The 23423-nt window shown below is 68.5% G+C and carries 2 protein-coding genes; both read left to right on the top strand.

The window, feature by feature from the left end; all coding sequences use genetic code 11:
• The first annotated feature begins 14 nt into the window (after window positions 1-14).
• Window positions 15-8750 (top strand): type I polyketide synthase, encoded by an 8736-nt coding sequence (locus IU452_RS18115; protein WP_267467588.1) that lies wholly within the window; start codon window positions 15-17, stop codon window positions 8748-8750.
• 31 nt (window positions 8751-8781) lie between these two features.
• Window positions 8782-23316 carry a type I polyketide synthase gene (locus IU452_RS18110; protein ID WP_195110194.1) on the top strand — a complete coding sequence of 4845 codons (14535 nt, stop codon included), beginning with the start codon at window positions 8782-8784 and terminating at the stop codon, window positions 23314-23316.
• Window positions 23317-23423 lie beyond the last annotated feature (107 nt).

Raw genomic sequence — 23423 nt, 5'->3', positions numbered from 1 at the left:
ATTGGTTTGCGAATCTGCGTCGGCGGGTGCGGTTCGATGAGGCGGTTCGCACACTGCTGGGCGCGGGGTATCGGGGGTTTGTGGAGGTGTCTCCGCATCCGGTGCTCACCGGTGCGATAGCGGAGACTGCGGAGGACGCTGCTGTCGGTGATGTGGTGGTGGTCGGCACGCTCGAGCGTGAGCGTGGTGATGCCCGGCAGGTGCTGATGGCGTTGGCTCGCGCGCATGTGGGTGGGCTCCCGGTCGACTGGACGCGTGTTGTGCGGCCGGGGCGGGCTGTCGAGTTGCCGACGTATGCCTTTCAGCACCAACGCTACTGGCTGCGATCCGCCACTACTCCCACGGCGATGGGTACCGAGGGATCACCAGCCGAGGCGGCATTCTGGGCGGCAGTCGAAGAGGGTGATCTCGCCCGGTTGGCGGACACGCTCGCGATCGACGACCAGGATCAGCTCGGCCGCATCGTGCCCGCGTTGGCGTCGTGGCGGCAGCGGGAACGCCACCGGTCGGTCACCGCGGGATGGCGGTATCGCATCGACTGGGCGCCGATCCCCGAACCCACCACCACCCATCTGACCGGTACCTGGCTCATCGCCACCCCAACCGGACACGACACCGGGGACATCACCACCGCGCTCAGCATCCACGGCGCCACCACCATCGTGCTCGCGGTACCGGCGAATACGTTGGGACGCAACGAGATGGTGGCACTACTCGACGACCACCTCAACGCCGACGGTAGCCAGCCCGCCGCGATATCCGGCGTGCTCTCGCTGCTGGCCCTCGATGAAACACCCGTGCCCGACCATCCGGTTGTCCCCGCCGGACTGGCCACCACGCTCGCCTTCGTCCAGGCCTTGGGCGACGTCGGCGTCGAGGCCCCGCTATGGACGGTCACGTCCGGGGCGATCGCTGCCACACCAGGCGAGGAGCTCACCAACCCGGCACAGGCACAGGTATGCGGCTTCGGCCGAGTCGTCGGGCTGGAATACCCGGAACGATGGGGTGGGCTCATCGACCTCCCCGCTGTCATCGACGACCGCGCCGGGGCACGCCTGTGCGCCGTGCTGGCCGGATGCGACGAGAACGCGGTCGCCATCCGCCCCGCCGGTATCTTCGGCCGCCGGTTCGCCCACGCTCCCCAGCTCCGCGATCCCGCACGGCCATGGGCGTGCAGGGGGACCGCCCTCATCACCGGTGGCACCGGTGCTCTCGGCGGGCACGTCGCGCGGTGGCTGACCGGACGCGGAGCCCGACGGCTCGTCCTCACCAGCCGTTCCGGCCCGGTCGGTCAGGACGTCGCGGCCCAGGCTGCCGACCTCGCCGCACTGGGCAGCCGTGTTGACGTCGTGGCCTGCGATGTGAGTGATCGGTCGGACGTCGCCGGTGTGCTCGAGTGGACGGGACCCGAACTGTCCACCGTGGTGCACACCGCGGCGGTGCTCGACGACGGTGTCATCGATCGACTCTCCACAGACCGCCTCGAGACGGTCTTGGCCGCGAAGGCCGGTGGAGCCACTCACCTCGACGAGCTCACCGCGCACGTCGACCTCGACGCGTTCGTACTGTTCTCCTCTGTTGTCGCCACCACCGGCGGCCCCGGTCAGAGCAATTACGCCGCAGCCAACGCCTACCTCGACGCGGTTGCCGCGAATCGGCGAAGCCGGGGACTCACCGGGCTGTCGGTGGCGTGGGGGCCATGGGCTGCCGGTGTGGCGCAGGGCTCCGAGGCCGCTCGTCAGCGATTGGCCCGCAACGACTGGGAAGGGGTGATGGAACCGGAACTGGCTGTCCGCGCCCTCGGCGAGGCACTGGACGCCGACGAGAGCGTGCTGACCGTCACGAATATCGACTGGTCGGTCATCTTGGCGACACCGCAGTCCGCGGCGGGACTGCTGGAGGTTCCACTGATGCGGAACCTGCCGGAGGTGCACCGACTGGCCGCGCTCCTCGCCAGAGCACCTGCGGTCACGGACGAAGGGGACCTTGCGCGTCGGCTTTCGGCGATGACGCCTGCCGAGCAACGGCGGACATTGACGGAATTGGTGCAGGCCAAAGCAGCTCAGGTGCTCGGCTATCCGTCGTTCGACGCGGCCGACGGTGAGCGGGCCTTCAGCGAACTCGGTTTCGACTCCCTCACCGCGGTGGAACTGCGTAACGAGGTCAACACGGCGACCGGGCTGCGGTTGCCGGCGACCCTGCTCTTCGACTACCCGAGCGCGGCCGCACTTGCTGAGCACCTGCGGACCGAACTCCTCGGCGCACTGCCGGAAGCCACGCCGGTGGCCGGTACCGGCTCCGTCGTCGATGAGCCGATCGCGATCGTCGGAATGAGCTGTCGTTACCCCGGCGGCGTCGTGGAGCCCGGCGGTCTGTGGCAGCTGCTCGCGTCGGGCGGTGACGCCATCTCCGGATTCCCGGATGACAGGGGCTGGGATCTGGCCGCCCTCACCGACCCCTCGGGCGAGGCCGGAACCTCGTACGTGCAGCAGGGTGGATTCATCGACGACATCACCGGTTTCGACGCGGCGTTCTTCGGTATCAGTCCGCGGGAGGCGTTGGCCATGGACCCGCAGCAGCGGCTGCTGCTCGAACTGTCCTGGGAAGCGCTGGAACACTCCGGAATCGACCCGAAAACCCTGCGCGGCAGCGCGACGGGTGTGTTCGCCGGTGGGTACACCTCCGGGTACGCGCATGGTGTCGACGTCGAAGGCGCGGCGCACCTCATCACCGGGAATGCGACGAGTGTGCTGTCCGGGCGGGTGTCGTACGCGCTCGGCCTCGAAGGTCCCGCGGTGACCGTGGACACGGCGTGTTCTTCTTCCCTTGTCGCGATTCACCTCGCGGCACAGGCGCTGCGCTCCGGTGAGTGTTCGATGGCACTGGCCGGCGGTATCACTGTTCTCGTCACTCCGGATGGTTTCGTCGGGTTCAGCGAGCAGAACGGGCTGGCGGCGGACGGGCGGTGCAAGGCATTCTCGGCCGCGGCCGACGGTATGGGCTTCGCCGAGGGCGCCGGCATCGTCGTGGTGGAGCGGCTCTCCGATGCCCAACGCAATGGCCACAAGGTCTTGGCGGTGCTGCGCGGGTCGGCGACGAACCAGGACGGTGCCTCGAACGGGCTGACCGCGCCGAATGGCCCCTCGCAGCAGCGAGTGATCCGCGCTGCCCTCGCCAACGCGGGGCTGAACGCGGAGGAGATCGACGTTGTCGAGGCACACGGCACAGGCACCGAACTCGGTGATCCGATCGAAGCACAGGCGCTCTTGGCGACGTACGGCAAGCAACGACCGGCGAACCGGCCGTTGTTGCTCGGTTCGGTGAAGTCGAATATCGGTCATACGCAGGCGGCGGCGGGTGTGGCCGGTGTGATCAAGATGGTGTTGGCGTTGCAGCACAGCGAGGTGCCGCGCACGTTGCATGTGGATGAGCCCTCGCCGCATGTGGATTGGGCGGCGGGGGATGTGCGGTTGGTGACGGAGTCGGTGCCGTGGCCTGTGGGGGAGCGCCCGCGGCGTGCGGGGGTGTCCTCGTTCGGGCTCAGTGGCACCAACGCCCACCTCATCCTCGAGGAAGCTCCGCCTTCGGACATCGGGCCTTCGGATGAGGAGATCCCCCCTTCACCGTTGGTCGAGTCGGGCGGAGTCGCCACCTGGTTGCTTTCCGCACAGTCCGCCGAAGCATTGGCCGCACAGGCGGATCGGTTGTCTTCGTGGGTGGCTGCGCGTTCCTACTTGGGTCCCGCTGATGTGGCGTGGTCTTTGGCGGCGACGCGGTCGGTGTTCGAGTATCGCGGTGTGGTCGTCGGTGCCGATCGTGACGAGTTGGTCGATGGTGTGGCGGCGTTGGGTGGGGGTGTGCCGTCGGGGTCGGTGGTGTCGGGTGTGGCGCGGTCGGGTGTGCGGGTGGTGTTCGTGTTTGCGGGGCAGGGGTCGCAGTGGGTGGGGATGGGTCGTGAGCTGGCGCAGTGTTGTCCGGTGTTTGCGGCGCGGTTGGCCGAGTGTGCGGCGGCGTTGGCGCCGTTTGTGGAGTGGTCGTTGCTGGATGTGCTCTCCGATGAGGATGCTGCCGCTTTGGAGGCTGCGGATGTGGTGCAGCCGGTGTTGTGGGCGGTGATGGTGTCGTTGGCGGCGGTGTGGGAGGCCGCCGGCGTGAGACCGGATGCGGTGGTGGGTCATTCGCAGGGTGAGATCGCGGCCGCCACCGTCGCGGGGATGCTGTCGCTCGAGGATGGTGCGCGGGTGGTGGCGTTGCGGTCGCGGGCGCTGACGGCGTTGGCGGGTGCGGGTGGCATGTTGTCGGTTGCGGAGTCGGCGGCGCGGGTGCGGGAGCGTCTGGCCCGGTGGGGTGGTCGGGTGTCGTTGGCGGCGGTGAATGGTCCTGCGGCGGTGATTGTTTCCGGTGAGCCGCAGGCGTTGGAGGAACTGCGGGCCGAACTAGAGGTCGAGGGTGTGCGGGCGCGGTTGGTGGCGGTGGATTATGCCTCGCACAGCCCGCAGGTAGAACAACTCGAGGCCGAGATCCTGTCCGCGTTGTCGGGGATTGCTCCGCGGGTTGGTCGGGTGTCGATGGTGTCGGCGGTGACCGGGGAGGTATTGACCGGTGAGGAGCTCGACGCCGAGTACTGGTATGCGAGTCTGCGCGCGCCGGTCGAATTCGACCGTGCTGTCCGAGTCCTGGCCGCTGAGGGGCATGAGGTTTTCATCGAGATCACCCCGCATCCAGTGCTTTTGGGGCCGACGACCGACACCCTCGACGAAGTCGCCCGGAATACGGACGCCGAACCCGCCGTGGTGTGCGGAACCTTGCGTCGCGATGACGGCGGTGCCACCCGGCTACTCACCTCTCTCGGCGAGGCATTCGTACAGGGCGTCCCGGTCGACTGGACCGCGGTGCTGCCGCGAGGCGAGCGGGTCGAACTCCCGACGTATGCCTTCCAGCATGACCGCTACTGGCCACGGGGGGCGAGCGCGGCTTCTGCCGGGGATGCGGTGTCGCTGGGATTGGGTGCGGTGAGCCACCCACTGCTGGGTGCTGCCGTAGACCTCGCGGGTGGCACGGGTGTGGTGTGCACCGGGCGATTGTCACTACGCACCCACCCGTGGCTGGCCGATCACGCCGTTGGCGGCGTCATTCTGTTGCCCGGCACCGGATTCGTGGAACTCGCGATACGCGCTGGTGACCACGTCGGATGCGGGTTGCTCGAAGAATTGACGCTGCAGTCTCCTCTTGTGCTGCCCACCGATGGCGGGGTGCAGGTGCAGGTGGTCGTCAGCGATGCCGACGCGGATGGGCGCCGACGGATCGAGGTGTTCTCCCGGCCCGACACCAGCAACGAGGGGTGGACACAACATGCCGGGGGCACCCTCGCCCCCAGCAGCACACAGGTGCACGCAGACGACGACCTCGTGGTATGGCCACCGCGCGACGCGACCGAGCTGGATATCGCCGGTATGTACGACGGGCTGGCTGGTGCTTATGGCTACGGCCCGGCTTTCCGTGGACTACACAGGGTTTGGCGTCGAGGCGAGGACCTCTACGCCGAAGTCGTGCTGCCCGAATCGGTGGCCGAGGACGCGGGCCGTTTCGGGCTCCACCCGGCCCTGCTCGACTCCGTCTTGCACGCCGGCAGCCTGCTGCCGGACATCACACGCGAATCCGGCGAGGTGCGGCTGCCCTTCGCGTGGAGCGATGTGACACTGCACGCGAGCGGCGCGTCCGCACTGCGGGCGCGGTTGCGGCGTGACGACGACGGCAACCTCGGTCTGCACGCAACCGACACCACCGGCGCGCCGGTCATCACTGTGGATGCACTGGCCACCCGACCTGTCTCGCCGGACCAACTCCGACCGGCCGTGACCGGCATCGCCGATGCCCTGTACACCGTCGGCTGGGCGCCGGTGCCCACCGGAGCGGCCCCCACCGGCGAATGGGCCATGATCGGCGCCGACCCATTCCACGTCGCCGAAGCACTGAGCATGGCAGGAGTGTCGGCGCGGGGCTTCGCCGAACTCACCGACCTGGCCGCCGCGGCCGAAGCCGGAGAGATTGCCCCGAAGGTGGTGCTCGCCTGCCTCGGTGGCGACTACGACAGGGACGTGGCACACGCCGCCCAGCGCGCGACCGGTGAAGCTCTCGCCCTCGTCAAGGCATGGCTCGACGAAGATCACCTCGACCCAGCAACATTGGTGATCCTCACCCGCGGGGGGATGGCCTGCTCGCCGGGCGAGCGCGTCACCGATCTCGCCGCGGCCGCGGTATGGGGTCTACTGCGGTCCGCCCAGTCGGAGAATCCCGACCGACTTGTTCTTGTCGACCTGCCCGAGCACGGTATCGATGACAAGGCCGCCGCCACTCTGGCTTCCGTTGTGGACAGCGGTGAGCCGGAACTCGCTCTCCGCGGCACGGCGGCGTTCGGGCGGCGGTTGGTGCGCCCGTCGGGTGCACTGGTGGCGCCAGAAGGATTGTGGCGCTTGGAACCGGACGCCGAGGGGTCATTGGACGGTCTTGCGCTGGCTGCCACATCCCACGCCGATGAGCCGTTGGACAGCGGGCAGATCAAGGTCGCCGTCCGTGCCGGTGGCCTGAACTTCCGTGACGTCCTGATCGCGCTCGGTATGTATCCCGGTGGCGGTGTGATGGGCAGTGAGATCGCCGGGACGGTGATCGAGACCGCTCCCGATGTGTCGGGCTTGGCGGTGGGGGACCGCGTAATGGGCGTAGCCGAGGGCGGATTCGCTCCGGTGGCGGTCACCGAGGCCCGGCAAGTGGTGCCGATCCCGGACGGCTGGTCCTATGCCGAGGCCGCGGCCGTGCCCTCGGCATTCCTCACTGCCTGGTACGCGCTTGTCGAATTGGCGGGCGCACAGACCGGCCGGAAAGTGCTCGTGCACGCCGCCGCCGGCGGTGTCGGCATGGCCGCGGTGCAGATCGCACGGCATCTCGGCCTCGAGGTCTTCGCCACCGCGAGCCCTGCCAAATGGCCGGTGCTGACGGCAATGGGCATCGACCGAGCGCACCTATCGTCTTCACGCAGCACCGGTTTCGCAGCGGAATTCCTCGCGGCGACCGATGGTGCCGGTGTCGATATCGTGCTGAACTCGCTCGCAGGTGAACTGACCGACGCTTCGCTGCGGTTGCTGCCCACCGGCGGATCCTTCATCGAGCTCGGCCGCACCGACCTACGGGACGCCGAGGCACTGCGGGCCGAGTACCCAGCAGTGGCCTACCGGCCCGTCGACCTCGCCGAGGCCGGGCCGCAACGGCTCGGCGAAATGCTCTCCGAGATCGCCGAACTGATGGCGGATGAGACGCTCGAGCGACTTCCGGTGCGAACGTGGGATGTGCGCAGGGCGCCAGAGGCGTTCCGCTTCATGTCCCAAGCCCGTCACACCGGCAAGCTGGTGCTGACCATCCCTGTTCCCCAGCGACCGGGGCAACGGGCTGCGCTGGTGACCGGTGGCACAGGCACGCTGGGTGGGCTGGTGGCGAAGCATCTGGTGACCACCGGCCGCGCCGACGAGGTGGTGTTGACCGGCCGGTCCGGGCCGTCGGCCGCAACGGCCGCGGCGGTGGCCGCGGAGCTGGCCGCCTCGGGAGCACGGGTCCAGGTCATGGCGTGCGACGCCGCGGACCGCGAAGCCATCGGTTCCGTTATCGACCGGGTCACCCAGGCGACGTCACTGAAGACGGTGGTGCACACCGCCGGTGTCCTCGATGACGGGACGATCGCCTCGTTGACACCCGAGCGCGTGTCGACCGTGCTGCGGCCCAAGGTCGACGGCGCATGGCACCTGCACCAGCTCACCAAGGATTCCGACCTCGAAGAGTTCGTCCTGTTCTCTTCCGCGGCATCCACCCTCGGTGCTGCTGGGCAGGGCAACTACGTCGCGGCGAACGCGTTCCTCGACGCATTGGCGGCCGACCGCCGCGCCGCAGGCCTGCCCGCGACCTCGCTGGCCTGGGGGCTCTGGGCCGAGACCAGCGCGCTGACCGGACAGCTCACCGAAGCCGAGCGGGCACGCATCAATCGCGGCGGTGTGAGCGCGCTGAGCGCCGACGACGGGCTTGCCCTGTTCGACCTTGCGCTCGACTGCGATGAAGCCCTCCTTGTCCCGGCCCACTTCGACCTCGCCGGACTACGGGCTCGGGCCGCGCGCAGTGCGCAAGTCCCGCCGATCTGGCGGGAGTTGATCCGCGGTGGTGTCGCCCGCCGTGGCGCTGCTGCCGCACAGGTCGGCGCCGACTCGCTGCACCACCGATTGACCGGGCTCTCCGAGCAGGATCGGGAGCGTGCGCTCACCGACCTTGTCCGCACCCATGTCGCTGCGGTCCTCGGCCACGCGCGGGCCGAGGTCATCGAAGCGACAAGGGCATTCACCGACCTCGGGTTCGATTCACTGACCGCGGTGGAACTGCGTAACCGGCTGGGTACGGCCACCGGGCTGCGGCTACCGGCCACGCTGGTATTCGACTATCCGAATCCACGGGAACTGGCCGCGTTCCTGCAGGAAAAACTGGTGCCGTATCTCGACGACCGCGGTGAAACAGATTCGGCAGAGGAAAAGCTTCGTCAGGCGCTCGCCACCGTCCCGCTGTCCAGGTTCCGCGAGGCCGGCGTGATGGACGTGTTGATGCGTCTGGCCGGTGTGCACGACGAAGCGCCGACCGAGAACGCCGACGAACAGGACATCGACGCGTTGGACGCGGAGAGCCTGATCCGCCTGGCCATGGATCGCGAGACGGAGTGACGGTGAAGATGCTCGATGCACGGAGGCAGCGATGACCGAATCGGCCGATAAGCTCCTTGAAGCACTGCGGACCTCCGTCAAGGAAACCGAGCGGCTTCGGCAACGCAACCGCGAACTCGTTTCGGCAGCATCGGAACCGATGGCCATCGTGGGCATGAGCTGTCGTTACCCGGGCGGGGTGAGCACACCCGAGGAACTGTGGGACCTGCTCGCTGCGGGCGGTGACGCCATCTCCGGCTTCCCCGAGGACCGCGGCTGGGACGCGGAGGGCGTCTACGACCCCGACCCGGACAACCAAGGGACCTCCTATGTGGTCGAGGGCGGATTTCTGCGGGACGCGGCGAGTTTCGATGCCGAATTCTTCGGTATCAGCCCGCGTGAGGCATTGGCGATGGACCCGCAGCAGCGGTTGCTGCTCGAGACATCGTGGGAAGCGCTCGAGCGTGCCGGTGTCGACCCAGCATCACTGCGCGGCTCGTCGACCGGGGTGTTCGTCGGTGTCGCCCCGTCCGACTATGTCGCGCACGAGTCTTTGCGCACGGCGGGCGAACTCGCGTGGCATCTCATGACCGGCGGCGCGGCCAGCGTGATGTCCGGTCGTATCTCGTATCTGCTCGGGCTTCAAGGGCCAGCGGTATCCGTGGACACCGCGTGCTCCTCGTCATTGGTGGCGTTGCATCTGGCTTGTCAGGCGGTGCGGTCCGGAGAGTGCTCGATGGCGCTCGCCGGTGGTGTCACGGTCATGGCTACACCATCGGGTTTTGTCGGATTTTCCCGGCAACGTGGACTCGCGACGGACGGGCGCTGCAAAGCCTTCTCCGCTCGAGCCGACGGTATGGGCATGGGTGAGGGCGCGGGCATGGTCGTGGTGGAGCGCCTGTCCGACGCTCGACGCAAGGGCCACAAGGTGTTGGCCGTTGTGCGCGGTTCTGCAACGAACCAGGACGGCGCGTCGAACGGGTTGACCGCGCCGAATGGGCCTTCGCAGCAACGGGTGATCCGCGCGGCGTTGGCCACCGCACGGTTGTCGGCCGCGGATGTGGACGTGGTGGAGGCGCACGGGACCGGCACCGCGCTGGGCGACCCGATCGAGGCACAGGCGTTGTTGGAGACCTACGGCCAGGACCGGCCGGATGGTCGGCCATTGTGGCTCGGCTCGGTGAAATCGAATATCGGCCACACTCAGCAGGCCGCCGGGGTGGCCGGCGTGATCAAGATGGTCTTGGCGTTGCAGCACGGCGAATTGCCGAAGACCTTGCACGCCGAGGAGCGCTCACCTCATGTCGACTGGTCGGCCGGTGAGGTGGAGTTGCTGACCGAATCGGTGCCGTGGCTCGCCGACGGGCGGGTGCGTCGAGCAGGTGTGTCCTCGTTCGGGATCAGTGGAACCAACGCGCACATCATCTTGGAGCAGGCGCCGGCGGAGAACGGGTCGCCCGTCGATCCCGCGGACGGGGAGCCGGTGGTGTCCGGTGCGTACGCCTGGTTGATCTCGGGTCGCTCGGCTGCTGGTTTGTCGGCGCAGGCCGGTCGGTTGGATGCGTGGGTGGCGGCACGGCCGCAGGTGGGTCCCGGTGATGTGGCGTGGTCGCTGGCGACGACGCGGTCGGTGTTCGAACACCGCGCCGTGGTGGTGGGCGCTGATCGCGCCGAGTTGGCCGCCGGTGTGGACGCGTTGTCGGCCGGAGTTGATGGCGCAGCTGTCGTGTCGGGTGTGGCGCGGTCGGGTGTGCGGGTGGTGTTCGTGTTTGCGGGGCAGGGGTCGCAGTGGGTGGGGATGGGTCGTGAACTGTCGCGGTGTTGTCCGGTGTTCGCGGCCAGGTTGGCCGAGTGTGCGGTGGCGTTGGCGCCGTTTGTCGACTGGTCGTTGACCGATGTGTTGTCCGGTGTGGAGGGTGCGCCCGCTTTGGAGGCTGCTGATGTGGTGCAGCCGGTGTTGTGGGCGGTGATGGTGTCGTTGGCGGCGGTGTGGGAGGCCGCGGGGGTGAGACCGGATGCGGTGGTGGGTCATTCGCAGGGTGAGATCGCGGCGGCGACGGTGGCGGGGATGTTGTCGTTGGCCGACGGCGCGCGGGTGGTGGCGTTGCGGTCGCAAGCATTGAAAGCCCTGGCGGGTGCGGGTGGCATGTTGTCGATCGCCCAATCGGCGACACGGGTACGGGAGCGTCTGTCGCGGTGGGGTGAGCGGCTGTCGGTGGCGGCGGTGAATGGTCCTGCGGCGGTGATTGTTTCCGGTGAGCCGCAGGCGCTGGAGGAACTGCGGTCCGAACTAGAGGCCGAGGGTGTGCGGGCGCGGTTGGTGGCGGTGGACTATGCCTCGCACAGCCCGCAGGTCGAACGGCTCGAGACCGAGATTCGTTCGGTGCTGGACGGGATAACTCCCCGGCGTGGTCGGGTGTCGATGGTGTCGGCGATGACCGGGGAGGTGTTGACCGGTGAGGAGCTCGACGCCGAGTACTGGTATGCGAGTTTGCGTGCGCCGGTCGAATTCGACCGTGCTGTCCGTGTCCTGGCCGGTGAGGGGCATGAGGTTTTCATCGAAATCACCCCGCATCCAGTGCTTTTGGGGCCGATGACCGACACCCTCGACGAAGTCGCCCGGAATACGGACGCCGAACCCGCCGTGGTGTGCGGAACCTTGCGTCGCGATGACGGCGGTGCCACCCGGCTACTCACCTCTCTCGGCGAGGCATTCGTACAGGGCGTCCCGGTCGACTGGACCGCGGTGCTGCCGCGAGGCGAGCGGGTCGAACTCCCGACGTATGCCTTCCAGCGCGAACGCTACTGGCCGGCACCGGCGAACCAGGCCGTGCACGCGGACGCGGCGTCGTTGGGGCTCGGGGCAGTGGACCACCCGTTACTCGGTGCCGCGGTAGACCTCGCCGGTGGCTCCGGGGTGGTATGTACGGGCGCGCTGTCCGTGCGCACGCACCCGTGGCTGGCCGACCATGTGGTCGGTGGCGTGATCCTGTTGCCTGCCACCGGATTCGTCGAGATGGCCGTGCGCGCCGGCGATCACGTCGGTTGCGGGGTTGTCGAGGAACTGACCCTCCAGGCGCCACTCGTTGTGCCGGGCAAGGGCGCTGTGCGCATCCAGGTGGTCGTTGCCGCCGCCGATGAGGATGGACGCCGTACGGTGGAGATCTTCTCCCGTGCCGATGAACCCGACAGCCGAGAAACCTGGACACAGCACGCCAGTGGCGTGCTGGCGACGGCCGGACAGGACGTTATCGCGGGGGAGGACTTCGCCGTCTGGCCGCCACAAGGGGCGAGCACGATCGATATCAGCGGCTTCTATGAAGGATTGGCCGAGTCGTCGTACGGCTACGGCCCGGCGTTTCAGTGTTTACGGTCGGTCTGGCGGCGCGGCGATGCCGTGTTCGCCGAGGTCGCCCTCCCCGAGGAGGTAGCAACCGACGCGGGCGCGTTCGGGCTGCACCCCGCGCTGCTCGACGGTGTCCTGCAGGCCGGTGGCTTCCTGATCACCGACCACTCCCGGGAATCGGACCGAGTGCGATTGCCCTTCGCCTTGACGGGAGTGGAATTGCATGCGAGCGGTGCGTCGGTCCTGCGGGCGCGGTTGCGCATCGACGCCGACGGCAGCGTGAACGTGACGGCGGCGGACACCGTGGGGGCACCGGTGGTATCGGTGCGGTCGTTGATCACCCGGCCGATGTCGGTGGACCAACTGCGGCCGGAAGGCGCCGGGGTACCGGATGCCTTGTTCGGTGTCGACTGGGTTCCGCTCGCCGAAACACCCGCGATAACGGGCGACTGGGCACTCATCGGCGCCGACCGGTTCGATGTGGCCGCCGGGTTGACCGAGGCCGGAGTCTCGGTGCGGTGTTATGACGACCTCGCCGGAGTGGGCGAGAACGCGCCGTCCGCCGTGGTGCTGTGCGCGGACGGCACCGCTGTCGAGGGTGACGCGGCGCAGCGGGCACGGCGACTGACCACCGAGGTCTTGGCGGTCGTCCAGGAATGGGTGGCCGCGGATCGATTCGACTCGGCCCGGTTGGTTGTGCTTACTCGCGGCGCGGTGGCCGTTGGTTCCGGCGAGGACGTCACCGATGTGGCGGCGGCCGCGGCATGGGGTTTGGTACGTGCCGCCGAGTCGGAGAACCCTGGCCGGTTCGTCTTGGTGGATCTGGCGAGAGACGGCGGCGGGGCGGCTTTGCCCTCGGTGCTCGGTGGTGAGGCCGAGGTGGCGGTGCGCGATGGCGTGGCGATGGGCCGGCGCCTGGTGCGACCGGTCGACGGGTTGGCATTGCCGGACCGGCCGTGGCGGTTGACGGCGGGCGACGGTGGCACATTGGCCGAGTTGGCGTGCGCCGAGGTCTCCGATGATCGGTTGGCGCCTGGACAGGTGCGGGTAGTCGTGCGCGCCGCCGGCATGAACTTCCGGGACGTGTTGATCGCCTTGGGTATGTACCCGGGTGGTGGGGAGATGGGCAGCGAGATCGCGGGTGTCGTCGTAGAGACGGGCCCGGGCGTCGCCGACCTGCAGGTAGGGGATCGGGTCATGGGCGTCGCGGCAGGTGGATTCGCCCCGGTGGTGGTCACCGACGCGCGGCAACTGGTTCGGGTGCCGCGGGATTGGTCGTCGGCAGGGGCCGCGTCGGTGTCGGTGGCGTTCTTGACCGCATGGTACGGGCTCGTCGAACTGGCCGATGCACGGGCCGGTCAGCGGGTCCTTGTTCATGCGGCCGCCGGTGGGGTCGGTATGGCCGCGGTGCAGATCGCGCGCCATCTGGGGCTCGAGGTATTCGCGACAGCGAGCAAGGCGAAGTGGCCCCTCCTGCGGGAGCTGGGGCTCGATGCGACGCACATCGCCTCCTCACGTGACCGCGGTTTCGAGGCGGCGTTCGCGGCGGCCACCGATGGTGCGGGCGTGGATATCGTGGTGAATTCCCTTACCGGTGAACTCACCGACGCATCACTGCGACTGCTGCCGCGCGGTGGTGCGTTCATCGAGATGGGCCGCACCGATCTGCGCGACCCGGAGACGTTGGCCGAACAGTACCCTTCGGTGGCGTACCGACCGTTCGACCTCGGTGAGGCAGGGCCGCAGAGGTTGGGCGAAATGCTCACGCGGGTGGTGGATTTGATGGCGCAGGGCGCGCTGTCTCCGCTTCCCGTACAGGCATGGGATCTGCGCCGAGCTCGTGAGGCGTTCAGATTCATGTCCCAGGCCAGGCACACCGGCAAGATGGTCCTCACCATTCCCACCACCCCCATCGCGACACGTCTCGTCTCGCTCGCGGAGCGAACTCGTTCGGCGCTGATCACCGGTGGAACCGGCACACTGGGCGGGCTCGTCGCCCGGCATCTGACCACCACGGGGCGCGCCGAAAACCTGGTGCTGACCAGCCGCTCCGGCCCCGCGGCCGCCAATGTGGCCGAATTGACCTCGGAGCTGGCCGGTCTCGGTGCGCTGGTGCACGTCGTGGCGTGCGATTCCGGGGACAGGGACGCACTCGCCACCGTCCTCGACGACACCACGACCCGCACGGCGTTGAAAACCGTGGTGCACACCGCCGGCGTGCTCGACGACGGCACGATCGGTTCGCTGACGCCCCAACGGCTCGACACGGTGATGCGACCCAAAGCCGATGGGGCATGGCACCTGCACGAACTCACCCACCACCTCGACCTCGACCACTTCGTGCTCTACTCATCGGCCGCTTCGACCTTCGGCGCGCCGGGCCAAGGAAACTACGTCGCTGCCAACGCTTTCCTCGACGCGTTGGCAGTGCACCGTCGAGCCGCGGGACTGCCCGCGATCTCCCTCGCCTGGGGCATGTGGGCCGATACGAGCGCGCTCACCGGTCGGCTGTCCGACAGCGAACGCGCCAGGATCCACCGCGGCGGGTTCACCGCCATGACCGCCGAGGAAGGCCTCGCCCTCCTCGACCGGGCGCTCACCAGCGACAAGCCACTGCTTGTTCCCGCTCACCTCGATCCGAAAGCACTTCGCGCGCACGCGGCGGATGAGGTCCCAGCCCTGTGGCGCGAGCTGATCCGTGGTGGCCGCGTCCGTCGCAGCGCCGCGTCCGCTCTCGGTGCCGACTCGCTGCACCACCGGTTGGCCGGACTGTCCACACAGGACCAGCAACGCACACTCACCGACCTCGTCCGCACCGCTGTCGCTGCGGTTCTCGGCCATGCCGGCACCGAGACAATCACGCCGACACGGGCGTTCACCGAGCTCGGTTTCGACTCGTTGACCGCCGTCGAACTGCGTAACCGGCTGAATACGGCGACAGGGCTACGTCTGCCGGCGACGCTCGTCTTCGACTACCCCAACCCGGTTGCGCTGGCCGGGCATCTGCGGTCGACACTCCTCGGCGAAGCCGAACATCCCGTAGAGCAGCCCCCGGTCAGCTCGGCCGATGCCGCGTCGGACGACCCGATCGCGATCATCGGCATGGCTTGCCGTTACCCCGGCCGAGCCGATGACCCCGATGCGTTCTGGCAGCTGATCGCCACCGGCACCGACGCGATCTCCCGCTTCCCCACCGACCGCGGCTGGAACACCGACGAGCTCTACGATCCGGATCCGGAGCATGCCGGAACCGCCTACACGCAGTCCGGCGGGTTCATGGCGGACGCCACCGGGTTCGATGCCGGATTCTTCGGCATCTCCCCGAAGGAAGCCCTGGCGATGGACCCGCAGCAGCGGCAGGTGCTCGAGGTGTCCTGGGAAGCGCTGGAGCACTCCGGTATCGACCCGGATTCCTTGCGCGGCAGCCGAACCGGCGTTTTCGTCGGCGGGTTCGCTTCGGCCTACGGGTTCGGCCCGGGCGCCGGTAGCGAAGGTGTCGAAGGACACCTCACCACCGGGTTCGCCACGAGTGTCCTGTCCGGCCGGGTCTCCTACGTGCTCGGTCTGGAGGGGCCGGCGGTCACGGTGGACACAGCGTGCTCCTCATCGCTCGTGGCTCTGCACCTGGCATGCCAGGCCGTCAAGGCAGGCGAATGCTCGATCGCGCTCGCCGGTGGTGTCACCGTCATCGCCACCCCGGACGGGATCGTCGGCTTCAGCCGGCAACGTGGTCTCGCGGCCGACGGTCGGTGCAAGGCATTCTCCGCACAAGCGGATGGTATGGGCTTCGCCGAGGGCACCGGTGTGGTCGTGGTGGAGCGGCTCTCCGATGCCCGCCGCAACGGTCATCAGGTCCTGGCGGTCATCCGGGGGTCCGCGGTGAACCAAGACGGCGCGTCGAACGGGTTGACCGCACCCAATGGCCCCTCGCAGCAGCGAGTGATCCGAGCTGCGTTGGAGAATGCGCGGGTGTCGGCTGCCGACGTGGATGTGGTCGAAGCGCACGGCACGGGCACCGCGTTGGGCGACCCCATCGAGGCGCAGGCGCTGATCGCCACCTACGGCCGAGACCGGCCAGGGGACCGGCCGTTGTTGCTCGGTTCGGTGAAGTCGAATATCGGTCATACGCAGGCGGCTGCGGGTGTTGCCGGTGTGATCAAGATGGTGTTGGCGTTGCAGCACAGCGAGGTGCCGCGCACGTTGCATGTGGATGAGCCCTCGCCGCATGTGGATTGGGCGGCGGGGGATGTGCGGTTGGTGACGGAGCCGGTGCCGTGGCCTGTGGGGGAGCGCCCGCGTCGTGCGGGGGTGTCCTCGTTCGGGATCAGTGGCACCAACGCCCATCTCATCATCGAAGAACCACCCGCGCTCGAGATCGATGCGCCGAAGCGTGAGGGGGAGCCGGAAACCGGCACGGCCCCAGTGGTTTCGGGTGTCCACGCGTGGCTGGTTTCGGGTCGGTCGGCCGAAGGTCTTGCGGGACAGGCGGATCGGTTGTCTTCGTGGGTGGCTGCGCGTTCCTACTTGGATCCCGCTGATGTGGCGTGGTCTTTGGCGACGACGCGGTCGGTGTTCGAGTATCGCGGTGTGGTCGTCGGTGCCGATCGTGACGAGTTGGTCGATGGTGTGGCGGCGTTGGGTGGGGGTGTGCCGTCGGGGTCGGTGGTGTCGGGTGTGGCGCGGTCGGGTGTGCGGGTGGTGTTCGTGTTTGCGGGGCAGGGGTCGCAGTGGGTGGGGATGGGTCGTGAGCTGGCGGCGTGTTGTCCGGTGTTCGCGGCCAGGTTGGCCGAGTGTGCGGCGGCGTTGGCGCCGTTTGTCGACTGGTCGTTGACTGATGTGTTGTCCGGTGTGGAGGGTGCGCCGGAGCTGGTGGCTGCGGATGTGGTGCAGCCGGTGTTGTGGGCGGTGATGGTGTCGTTGGCGGCGGTGTGGGAGGCCGCGGGGGTGAGGCCGGATGCGGTGGTGGGTCACTCCCAAGGTGAGATCGCGGCCGCCACCGTCGCCGGGATGCTGTCGCTCGAGGATGGTGCGCGGGTGGTGGCGTTGCGGTCGCAAGCATTGAAAGCCCTGGCGGGTGCCGGGGGCATGTTGTCGATCGCCCAATCGGCGACACGGGTGCGGGAGCGTCTGGCCCGGTGGGGTGAGCGGCTGTCGTTGGCGGCGGTGAATGGTCCTGCGGCGGTGATTGTTTCCGGTGAGCCGCAGGCGTTGGAGGAGCTGCGGGCCGAACTCGAGGTCGAGGGTGTGCGGGCGCGGTTGGTGGCGGTGGATTATGCCTCGCACAGCCCGCAGGTGGAGCGGCTCGAGACCGAGATCCTGTCGGCGCTGGACGGGATAACTCCCCGGCGTGGTCGGGTGCCGATGGTGTCGGCGATGACCGGGGAACCACTGACCGGTGAGGAACTCGACGCTCGATACTGGTACGAGAGTTTGCGTGCCCCGGTCGAATTCGAGCGCGCGATCCGCGCTCTTGCTGCCGAGGGCCATGAGGTCTTCATCGAAATCACCCCGCATCCGGTGCTTTTGGGGCCCATGACCGACACCCTCAACGACATCGCGCACGAGATCGGGCCGGGCACAGCACCAGCCGTCGTCTGTGAAACCCTCCACCGCGATGATGGCGGCGCCACCCGGCTACTCACCTCCTTCGCCGAGGCGTTCGTCCACGGCGTATCGGTGGATTGGCGGGCCGTTCTCCGCCGAGGCAAGCAGATCGGGTTGCCGTTGTATGCGTTTCAGCATCAGCGGTTCTGGCCGCGGGCGGGTGGTGGCGACCCTGCCGGCGACGCGGTATCGCTCGGGCTCGGCGCCGTGGGCCACCCGCTGCTAGGTGCTGCCGTCGATCTCGCCGGTGGGGCGCGTGTGGTGTGTACCGGGCGGTTGTCGACACGGACTCATCCGTGGTTGGCCGACCATCGGGTGGGTGGCGTCATCCTGTTGCCGGGCACCGGTTTCGTGGAACTCGCGGTGCGCGCCGGTGACCAGGTCGGCTGCGGTCTGCTCGAGGAGCTGACGCTGCAGGCGCCCCTCGTACTTCCCGCCGACGGCGGGACACAGATTCAGGTCGTCGTCTCCGGCCCCGATGCCGCCGACCGCCGGGAGATCGAGATGTTCTCCCGCCCGGACGGTGAGGACGAGTGGACGCAGCACGCCATCGGCACCCTGGCTCCGGCAACCACGGCGGCGAATGCTCGAGCCGATCTCACGGTGTGGCCGCCCCGGGACGCCGGCGCAGTCGATATCACCGGTATCTACGACGGCCTGGACGGTCCCTACGGTTACGGACCTGCCTTCCACGGGCTACGGAAAGTCTGGCGACACGGCGAGGAACTCTACGCCGAAGTCGCGCTGCCCGAAGCCGTTGCCGAGGACGCGGGCCGGTTCGGGCTGCACCCCGCGCTGTTCGACGCGGTTCTGCACGCCGGCGGGCTGGCGGCCGAACCGGACGAAGCGCGTCTGCCGTTCGCGTTCACCGGTGTGACGCTGCACGCGAGTGGAGCGTCGACACTGCGGGCGCGCCTACGACGCGACAACGACGGCAACCTCGGCGTGTACGCCACGGACACCACCGGCGCACCGGTCATCACGGTGGATGCATTGACCACCCGGCCGGTGTCCACGGATCAGCTCCGGACAGTCGGCACCGGTATCGCGGACGCGATGTTCACCGTCGACTGGACGCCGATACCCACCGGAAAGCTCCCCGCCGGTGAATGGGTGCTCGTCGGCGACGATCTCTTCGGCGTCATCGCCCCCTTGGCCGGCGCCGGAGTCGCGGTAGGGCATTTCGCCGATCTGACGTCTCTGGCCGACGCGGCCGAAACCTGCCCGAGGGTGGTGCTCGCGTGTGCCGGTGCCGAGGCGACCGACGCCGACGCCGCACGACAGGCGACAGGCCGAGCCCTCGATCTTGCTCAGCAGTGGATCAGCGAGCGCCGATTGGCGGATGCCACGCTTGTCGTGCTGACCCGCGGTGCGGTCGCCGCAACGGAAGGCGAACGGGTGACCGATCTCGCGGCGGCCGCCGCACGGGGACTTCTGCGTTCGGCACAATCGGAAAATCCCGACCAGGTCCTGCTGATAGATCTACCGGCCGAGGCAACGGCCGAGGCCGTGACGATCCTGCCTTCGGTGTTAGCGACCGACGAACCGGAACTCGTCCTTCGCGGCACGACCGCCTATGGGCGACGCTTGACGCGTCCTGCCAACAGACCGGCCGCAGTTGAACGCCCTCGCCGCCGAGGCCGGCGGACGGCGCTGGTGACCGGCGGGACCGGTATGTTGGGCGGCCTGGTGGCCCGTCACCTGGCGGCGACGGGGCGAGCCGATATGGTCATAGCGACAAGTCGATCGGGCCCTGCGGCACCGGATGCGGCCGCACTCGCCGCGGACATCGCAGCCGAGGGCACCGCGGTCAGTGTGATCGCCTGCGATACAGCCGAACGCGAACCCCTCGCGGCGCTGCTCGAGAGGGTCCCGGTCGAATATCCGTTGAGAACGGTCATCCACGCCGCGGGTGTCCTCGACGACGCGACGATCCCATCGCTGACGCCACAGCGAGTGACAACAGTCATGCGCCCCAAGGTCGACGCCGCATGGCATCTGCACGAACTCACCGAGGATCTCGATGAGTTCGTCCTGTTCTCCTCCGCGGCATCGACCTTCGGTGTGCCAGGCCAAGCGAACTACGTGGCTGCCAATGCCTTCCTCGACGCACTCGCCGCCGATCGACGCGCCCGTGGATTACCCGGCACTTCGCTGGCCTGGGGACTGTGGGCGGATATCAGCGGGATGACAGGACGACTCACCGATGCCGAGCTGGCGAAGATGACCAGCACCGGTGCACGAGCCCTGAGCGCGGCCCAGGGACTCGCCCTGCTCGATGCGGCGCTCACCCGTGCGGAACCTGTCCTCGTCCCGGCCCGATTCGACCTCGCCGGGCTCCGCACCCGAGCCGCCGGAGGTGAGCAGGTGCCACCGCTGTGGCGGACCGTGGTGGGCGCGGTGACCAGACGTGCCGCCGCGTCCGATGAACCGGATGGGCATACGCTTCGGCGCCGGCTCGCCGCGCTGTCCGCCGCAGAGGGCCACGAGCTGGTGGTGGACATGGTGCGCTCGCACGTCGCCGCAGTTCTCGGCCATGCCGGCGCCGAGGCCATCGACCCGGCACGGGCGTTCACCGACCTCGGATTCACCTCCCTCACCGCGGTCCAGCTGCGTAACCGGGTCAGCACGGCCACCGCGCTGCGGCTGCCCGCGACGCTCGTGTTCGACTACCCCAACCCTTCCGCACTGGCCGTACACCTGCGCGGTCTGCTCGGCGGAGAATCCGCTACCGCCACAACGCTTCCGACCGTGGCGGCGGCACCCGGCGAACCAATCGCGATCGTGGGCATGAGTTGCCGCTTCCCGGGCGGTATCGCCAGCCCGGAAGACCTGTGGCGGATGCTCGCCGACGGGCAGGACGCGATCTCCAGCTTCCCGGACGACCGCGGCTGGGACATCGATGCCCTCTACGACGCGGACGCCGCCCACACCGGTACCTCCTACACCAAGGCTGGCGGATTCGTGGCCGACGCAAGCGAGTTCGACGCCGGGTTTTTCGGTATCAGTCCTCGCGAAGCACTCGCCATGGACCCACAGCAACGGTTGCTCCTCGAGCTCACCTGGGAAGCCTTCGAACGTGCGGGGATCGATCCCACAACCCTGCGCGGCAGCCGGACCGGGGCGTTCGTCGGTGGCTATGCGTCGGGTTACGAGATGAGCGTGCTCGCCGAGGGCGGGGCCGAGGTCGAGGGCCATTTGATGACCGGGGTGGCCACGAGCATCCTGTCCGGGCGTCTTGCCTACACCTATGGCCTCGAGGGGCCGACGATGACGGTCGACACGGCGTGCTCATCGGCCCTTGTCGCGCTGCACCTCGCGGCGCAGGCACTGCGCTCCGGTGAGTGCTCGATGGCGCTGGCCGGTGGGGTGACGATCATGGCGACGCCGGGGACGTTCATCGAGTTCTCCCGGCAGCGTGGACTGGCGCCGGACGGCCGATGCAAGGCCTTCGCCGCCGCGGCCGACGGCACCGGGTTCGCCGAGGGCGCGGGCATCCTTGTGGTGGAGCGGCTTTCGGACGCACACCGCAACGGGCACAGGGTTCTGGCGGTACTGCGCGGCAGCGCGATCAACCAGGACGGTGCGTCGAATGGGTTGACCGCACCGAACGGGCCGTCGCAGCAGCGGGTGATCAAGGCGGCGCTGGCCAACGCGGGGGTGCGTGCCGATCAGGTCGACGCCGTCGAGGCGCACGGCACCGGCACCACACTCGGTGATCCGATCGAGGCGCAGGCGCTCATCGCGACCTACGGCAAGGACCGCCCCACCGACCGCCCGGCGTGGCTCGGCTCGGTGAAATCGAATATCGGGCACACCCAAGCCGCGGCCGGCGTCGCCGGCGTGATCAAAATGGTGCTCGCCCTGCGACACGGTCGGTTGCCGGCGACGTTGCACGTGGACGAACCATCGCCGCACGTGGACTGGTCCGAAGGGAATGTACGGCTGGTGACCGAGCCGGTGCCGTGGCCGACCGGGGCAGAGCCACGTCGCGCCGGGGTGTCCTCTTTCGGTATCAGCGGCACCAATGCGCACGTGATCCTGGAGGAGGCACCCGAGACCCCGATCGTGCGCACAGAGCACTCGCGGCCCGCGCTCGTCCCGCTCGTGCTGTCCGGACGGACCAAGGACGCCCTGAAGGGACAGGCGTCCCGGCTCCGTGATCTCCTCGTACACCAGCCGGACCTCGACCCGGTGGACGTCGGTTTCTCTTTGGCGACAACACGACCCGCATTCACCGAGCGGGCGGTGGTGCTCGGCGACGACCGTGACGGACTGCTCGCCGGGCTGTCCTTGGTGGCCGCGGGCGTGCCCACCAAGGATGTCTTCACCGGCACGGCGGCGGCCGAGAAGACGATGTTCATCTTCCCCGAGGCCGACGTCGACCTGCTCGACTCCCTCAGCGGAGTCCTCGACGAGGTGCCCGGCTTCGCCGCGAAGATCGCCGAATATGACCAGGCATTGGCTCCCTACCTCGGCGCGCCATTGGCCGATGTGCTGCGCCGACCGGCCGCGCTCACCGCGCGCCGACCCGTTCTGTTGGCCGTGCTGGTCGCGCTGGCCGAGCTGTGGCGCTCCGCTGGCGTACAGCCTGCCGCGGTCGCCGGGCACGGTATCGGTGAGATCGCGGCCGCACACCTGGCCGGTGTGCTGTCGTTCGCCGACGCGATCGCACTCGCTGCCGCGTCGAACGGCGAGCAGGTCGAGGTCGATCCGCGACCGTCGACGATACCGCTGCTTTCCGCCACGCAGCCGACGGAGGGCAACCGATGGTGCCGGGCCGAAAAGCAGGATGCGCCAGTGCACGAGTGGCTGGATGCCGGAATCGACGGCGGGTTCGGCGTGTACATCGAGCTGAGCCTCGACCCTGTTCTCACCACCGATATCGCGCGTGCGCTGGGGGAGAAGGGCCTACGCAACGGACGCGACGTCACCGTCACCCGGACACTGCGCCGCGGCCAGCGGGCACTGCGGTCGTTCGTGGCCGCGTTGGCCGCCGTCCACGTCCGCGGTATCGCGGTCGACTGGACCTCCGTTCTGCCCGGCGGGCGCACCGTCGAGTTGCCGACCTATGCGTTCCAACGCCAGCGGTACTGGCCGTCGGTGCCGCCCGTCGAGAACGGTCGGCCGATGGTTGCGTCTGCTGGTGAGCACCGGTTCTGGGCCGCTGTCGAGACGGGCGATGTGGACACTTTGAGCGGTGTACTCGGGCTGAGTGAACCACTGCGGGAGGATATGCCGCTCGGCGCCGCCCTGGCGATCCTGTCGTCCTGGCGTCACCGGGAGCAGTCACCGGATACCTCGGGCGAGCCGGGGGAAGACACCCCGTCCCTCGGCTGGGTGCACCGGTTGACCGCGACCGCCTCGGGCGAACGGCAAGACCTGATGCGTCGGCTGGTTCGGGAAGCGATCGCCGCGGTACTCGGATACGACTCGCTCGACCTCGTCCCCGCCGACGGTGACGTGCTCGAAATAGGGATGACCTCACTGACCGCTGTTCAACTGCGGCACGTCATTTTCGATCGGACTGGACTACAACCACCAGAAGGCTTTATCTATGACTTGTACTCGCCGGCCGCTATCGCGGACTTCCTCCTCGAGGGGCTGTCGGCGACGCTGACGGAGGGAGGTGGATAGCGCATTGACACCTGCCCGCACGTATGCCGAGGCTTTGTTCAATTGCCACCTCAACTGCATACAAGCGGCCTTCAGTTGAGCAACGCTCCTTGATACAGTGCCTTTGT

The organism is Nocardia transvalensis, assembly GCF_015477765.1.
In the GTDB taxonomy this organism is placed as follows: domain Bacteria; phylum Actinomycetota; class Actinomycetes; order Mycobacteriales; family Mycobacteriaceae; genus Nocardia; species Nocardia transvalensis_A.
Note: the sequence above shows the minus strand (reverse complement) of the source record. Positions and strands in the feature narration are given on the sequence as shown.